General features: G+C 48.1%; 5 protein-coding genes. All 5 read left to right on the top strand.

Annotated features, from left to right (window positions below; genetic code table 11):
* Positions 1 to 229: hypothetical protein (locus tag COY37_RS11660; RefSeq protein WP_286977690.1), on the top strand; the 229-nt coding region annotated here is incomplete at its 5' end.
* Between the two features lie 168 nt (positions 230 to 397).
* On the top strand, positions 398 to 1,774 hold the full coding sequence (locus tag COY37_RS11655) for a tyrosine-protein kinase domain-containing protein (protein WP_286977689.1): 1,377 nt from the start codon (positions 398 to 400) through the stop codon (positions 1,772 to 1,774).
* Between the two features lie 215 nt (positions 1,775 to 1,989).
* Positions 1,990 to 3,783 (top strand): DUF4012 domain-containing protein, encoded by a 1,794-nt coding sequence (locus COY37_RS11650; protein ID WP_286977686.1) that lies wholly within the window; start codon positions 1,990 to 1,992, stop codon positions 3,781 to 3,783.
* Between the two features lie 23 nt (positions 3,784 to 3,806).
* On the top strand, positions 3,807 to 4,475 hold the full coding sequence (locus tag COY37_RS11645) for a sortase (RefSeq protein ID WP_286977684.1): 669 nt from the start codon (positions 3,807 to 3,809) through the stop codon (positions 4,473 to 4,475).
* A 331-nt stretch (positions 4,476 to 4,806) separates the two neighbouring features.
* A partial coding sequence (locus tag COY37_RS11640) for a sugar transferase (protein WP_286977682.1) occupies positions 4,807 to 5,915 on the top strand: 1,109 nt, incomplete at its 3' end.

Raw genomic sequence — 5,915 nt, 5'->3', positions numbered from 1 at the left:
TTCCACGGGTACCCTGTCACTGCTTGGTACCGTGCAGGTAGGCGAGACCGCCTTTTTGGGCGAGCAGACTACACCAGGCCAAAAAGGCGCTGTCTCCGGCGAGAAATCATCGGCGTCAGGTCGAACAGAGCTCCCATTTACCGGCGGAACCCTTCTTTGGGCGGTACTCGCGGCGGGCTTAGTGCTTATAGCCGGTAGCCTTGGCATAAGGTTGCTAAAGAAAAATTAACGTGAACTGCACACAAGCAACAATCAAATAGATACTTACACGCAGAGCTTAACATGTCTTGAGCTCTGCGTATTTTTTGCCGAGAAATACCATAGCATGCGGGAGATGTCCGCTGAATCTAAAAGCATAGCGGCTCAGCGGGTATGACAACATACGATAGAGGTTATAGTGGAAGAACAACTAGATTTATTTCAGTTAGCGAGAATTCTCATCAAGAGGAAAATCGCAGTTATCGTTGGCATCTTGATCGGTTTAATAATAGCTGTATCGATCAATATTTATATCAAGCCCCAGTATGAAGCATCGACCCAGATGCTGTTTTCTCAGGGGCAGGAGGCTTCGCAAAATCAGCCTATACAAGAATCGTACCAGGCAGTGCTCCTGAGCGAACGCCTGGCGCAGACATTTAGCCAGATTATCAGCAGCAGAACACTCGCCGAGCGGGTTATAGACAGGCTAAAACTGCGAATAGCGCCGGAAGACCTAGAGAAAAAGGTCAGCGCGGACCCGGTAAAGGATACTCAGCTAATTAAGCTGACCATCACTGATACGAGCCCAACGCGCGCCAGGATGCTCGCAAATGTATATACATATGAGTTTATCTCGATGACCGAGAAAGCGGTTCATCACTCACCATTAGTAAATATAAGCATCATCGAGAAAGCTGCTGTCCCGAGCAAGCCCGTGCAACCGAAGCCGGTTCTTAACTTGATCTTAGGGCTATGCATGGGATTTATGCTGGGATTTGGGTTTGCATTCCTGCTTGAGATGCTTGATACAACAATCAAGGAGACCGAAGAGGTTGAGAAACTAATCGGCATTACTTCACTTGGGAATGTTCCAAAGATAAGCAAACCGCTGCTTTTGGATAATGACAACGATCGGTCGTCGGAATCGTTCAGAAGTATAAGGACGAACCTTCAATATCTTAATTTCGATCAATCCATAAAAACGCTAATCGTAACGAGTCCCAACATGGGAGAAGGGAAGACGACGACGGCCTTGAATCTGGCTGTAGTGTTTGCACAAGCTGGTACCAAAGTGCTGCTCGTTGATTGCGACCTTAGGCGACCCATGGTAGGAAAGCTATTCAACCGTGATCAGAGTAAGGGCCTTTCTAATATTCTGGTAGGGGCGGCAGCCGATGCCGGGTCTACGTTGTTGTCGACCGATGAAGAAGGACTGCACATTATAACCAGCGGTCCGATTCCGCCGAATCCGGCAGACTTACTTAACTCGGGACGGATGGATAGCCTGCTCGCTGACCTTAAGGATCAATTCGATCTTGTTATCTTGGATTGTCCTCCTGTTTTAGGTATCTCGGATACGTTGATCCTCGCATCGAAAGCCGATGCCGTTCTTGCTGTAGCCAGCTTTGGGAAAACCAAGAAAACCGATATCGTAGGAACTCGAGATGCCCTGGGTAAGGTAGGCGCTCGTATCGTGGGTTTTATTATGAACGGAATACCTTACGACAAAAGGAGCGGCTATTATAGTTATAGGTCCTACGCGGGGCATCAAGCAGTAAGTGATGTCACCCGCTAACTCGAAATCCTTCCAAAATGTTGAAATGAAAACCGAGACAGCTCCCCAAGAAGATGACAGAAAAAGATAATCTATCGCACGGAGAATTGAAGAAAGTGACTTTACCGCGTACTAGACGCGGACGAATCGTAGGTTTTTGTCTGCTTCTGCTATGCTTTTGTAGTGTCGTCTATGGAAGCTTTTTGGCGAACGATATCTCATGTGCTCGAGGTCTTTTGACCCGAGGTCGCGACCATCTAACATCGGCATATCATGCCACCGAATCTACAGACTTCGATACCGCAAAACAGCAGTTTATGCTCGCGCGCAGCGATCTCATCCATGCCGAGTCTCTCCTGAAAAAACCGGTGTTCACTGTGCTTATGGTTGTGCCGGGAATCAATAATAACGTGTCCGCCCTGAGGAAAGTGACCGCATCAGGAGTGCAGGTCGCATGGACCGGTGAAGCGTTGACTCGCGCATCCGCCAAGCTTATGCAGAAAGGTAGGCTGCCGAGCTTTGGCCTTAAAAACGGCAGGGTGAACACCGACGTCTTTGTGAGCGCAAAGCCCGATATCGATGAGGCCGCCGCTCACGCACGGGCGGCGTTTGCAGAGTATAGGGAAATCCCCCAGAGCCCGCTGTTTTCCTCAATCAAGCATGCCCGCGATGAGCTCGCACAGCAACTACCAAGGCTGTTAGACGTAACCAGGAATATGCAAGGGGCGTTTGATGTGGTTCCGCGTATGCTTGGGGAACAAGGCAAGCGGCGGTACTTCCTTGCTATTCAAAACAACGCGGAGCTTAGGGCGACCGGGGGAATTATAGGTAATTATGGAATAATAACCGCCGATCACGGCCAAATCAAGCTCAATGACTTCAATGAGATCCATAGGTTGCAAAAATACGATCAACTCCCCATTAAAGTTCCCGCGGATTATATGCAGAGGTATGGCAGATTCAAGGCAGCGAGCACCTGGCTAAATATAAATATGAGCCCAGATTTTCCTACGGTCGGTAGGGTGGTGCTCGGATTATACAAAAGTGCGAAAGGCGAACAATTAGATGGGGTGATCAGCATCGATCCCATAGGGCTCAAATACCTACTAACGGTCATCGGCCCGGTAACGGTGCCTGACACAGAACATAAAAGCCTTGTCATTGATGATAAAAACGTCGTCAGTGAGACGCTTATTAAGCCTTATGCGCACTATAAAAACCGCCAAGACCGCAAGAATTTTTTGTCTGATATAGCGAAAGCGGTCTGGGCACGCACACTATCAGGGGATGTTCCCAATAAGCAACAGCTTATGGTTGCGGTTAATCGTGCATTTGCTGAGAAGCATATGGTGTTTTTTAGCACGCACAGGGAGGAACAAAAGTTATTGCAAGAGGTCGGTTACGCCGGTGCGCTGATGCCTGTATCCGGCGATTACTTACAGGTAGTAATGCAAAACCATGGGGCGAACAAGCTCGATGTCTATGTCGATGAAACGATCGATTATTTTATCGACCTAAGGGCTGATGGGTCGGCGCGGGCCAGGGCAAAGATAGTTATCTCAAACACAGCTCCTGCAGGCAGTTTGACCGATTATGTCTCTGGGGATGGAAGTATCGTGCCGCGCGGGTACACAAATACCTGGCTAAACGTATACACACCCAAGTCGGCTCAACTTATTTTCGCGAAGGAAGAGGGTAAGAGCTGTGCCACTGAGGTAGGGCAAGAGACCGATAAATGTGTGTTCTCCCACTATGTTCGCGTGCCTCCCGGCGGAAGCAAAACCGTGGAGTTTATCTATGAGCTCCCAAGTGTTTTGGCCGTTCGTAATGGCGAGTTTAACTACATATTTGATTGCCAAGCGCAGCCCGTGGTTAATGCGCCACGTTTAACGCTCATCGTGCGGCCGCCGAAGGGTTTTGAATTCAGCCGGTTACCGGCAGGGTTTAAAAAGAATGGGGAAGTCGTGACATGGGGCGAAGACCTTGTCCGGGATACAAGACTCGATTTTCTACTAGGAGACAAAAGATAACTTGGTCATAGAGGGAGCCGAGCATGGGGAATAGACGAGAAAGTTCAAACTTCAATAAGACCGCTAACATAATGCTGGTTATCGGACTGTTGCTGCTGGCTATACCATCAGGTCTATGGCTATACGCTCATTACTATCAGCTAAGCGAGGCAAAAAAATGGGAGTCGACGATCAAAGCAGGCTCCACCCAAACCGGTAAGAAACATGATAATGCGACCAAAACCGCAAAGAACGACCCTAAGAAAACAGATCTAACATCGCTGGCTGATCGGGGGGTTTATTCACCCGGTCAGGATATCGCTTTTCTCATAATACCTAAACTTAACTTGAGGTTGAGTGTTATCGAGGGTGAAACCTGGGCTAATCTTGCAAAGGGACCTATTCATGTCTCAAAAACCGCAAAGCTTGGTAATAATGGGACTGTTTTGATATCGGGTCATCGCACGATGTATAGCGCGCCCTTTCATAACCTACACGAGCTGGCACCTGCCGATAAGATCACGATTTACACAAAGAGAGCCGTCTTTACATATGAGGTCGCTCAAATCAAACAGGTCATGCCCGATGACTGGCGTGATGTTACCGCAAAGGGTGAACCTCGTCTTATTCTTTCAACCTGCGACCCCATATATTCGGCAGCTAGGCGTTTACTGATTATTTCACGTTTGATTCAGGCGAGCCCCTTAAAGTAAGCTGAAGTAGCGCCCAGTTGCCACTTTAGGCAGAGATAGGTCAACATGCGCCAATATTACCACAATTTGTAAGTAAATTACTTGAGTAGCGGACCCTTATTGTGCTATATTAGGATATATAAAGTAATGAATTTAAAGGAAGAGATGTAGGCATTTAACAGCGTTTTTTTATCGTTTCGACTATACATCTAAGCACTGAAAGTAATATCCTTCCCTAGCCATAGGCTTCATTCAAAAATCTGCGCACGAAATGCTTTTGTACCAGTATTTGTAAGAACAATTCCTACTATTTAAGTCTTTTCTTATCCAATGTTTCGCGAGGGGTTAGAATATGTCCAAAGTTCCCCAAGAGCTTGTCTCGGGGGCAAGTATATTATATCCAGATGCGATATCCGTAAAATTGCCTCTAGCAAGGAATAAACAAGCGATATCCAAGTTCGCGGCCCTACTTGCTTTGGTCGCGAGTGATATTGCTATGCTCGTTACCGCTATATCCCTGGCCTCCATCATTCGCGTAGATGTTCTACCCGCCGTAAGCCGGGCGTTTGTTGCTGAGGTGCCGCACATGCTTCTTGATAGGATATGGATTATCGCTACCGTTTTTACCATGTGCCTTGCATATGAAGGCCTCTATACGAAGCGCCTTCACTTCTGGCAAGAGGCAAAACAAATCACTAAAGCGGCCTCACTGGCCTTTCTGTTCCTGATGTCGATTATTTCTATGGGACAGCTGACCGGTGAGACGTCACGGACTGTTGTCTTAGTGGGCTATATTCTGTCGATAATCCTTTTGCCAATCGGGCGTTTTGTCGTCAAATCTATTTTGGTGAGGGCGGGTCTTGGAACGCAGGCGGTATTAATATTAGGTGCGGGCGAGGCCGGTCGTTCGATTGCGACCGCTTTGCTGCAGGAGAACCACCTTGGGTACCGGATTGTCGGCTTCCTGGGCGAGGACCCAGCAAAACAGCTGCGTAGCGTTGAAGTAAACGGCAGGTTTTTCCCGGTCCTGGGGAGCTTTCGCGATAGTGATCGGATCATGGCTGCAACCGACACCGATCGTTTGATCGTGGCTACACCGAGCATGCCGCCAAAAGAGATGGTGGGCCTCATAAATCGCCTGCAGCGAAAAGCGTCATCGGTCGTGGTCATCCCGGATCTTGCCGGCGTGTCGGTCATGGGTGCCGAGGTCGATCATGCTTTTAACGATCAGGTGCTTACGCTCAATATCAAGAACAGTTTGACAAACCCGTTAAACATGTTTGCCAAGCGGACGTTTGATCTATTCACAAGTGCATTGCTATCCATCATAATATTGCCGCTTATGGCTTTGATCGCTCTCGCTATAAAAATTGAATCTCCAGGCCCGGCGTTTTTTAAACAGCAGAGGGTTGGTCGCAATGGAGATATTTTCGATTGCTATAAATTCCGGACGATGGCGAT

Source organism: Candidatus Aquicultor secundus (assembly GCF_002791875.1).
Classification (GTDB): domain Bacteria; phylum Actinomycetota; class Aquicultoria; order Aquicultorales; family Aquicultoraceae; genus Aquicultor_A; species Aquicultor_A secundus.
The sequence above is the reverse complement of the archived record's forward strand: the minus strand, read 5'-3'. Positions and strand labels throughout refer to the sequence as shown.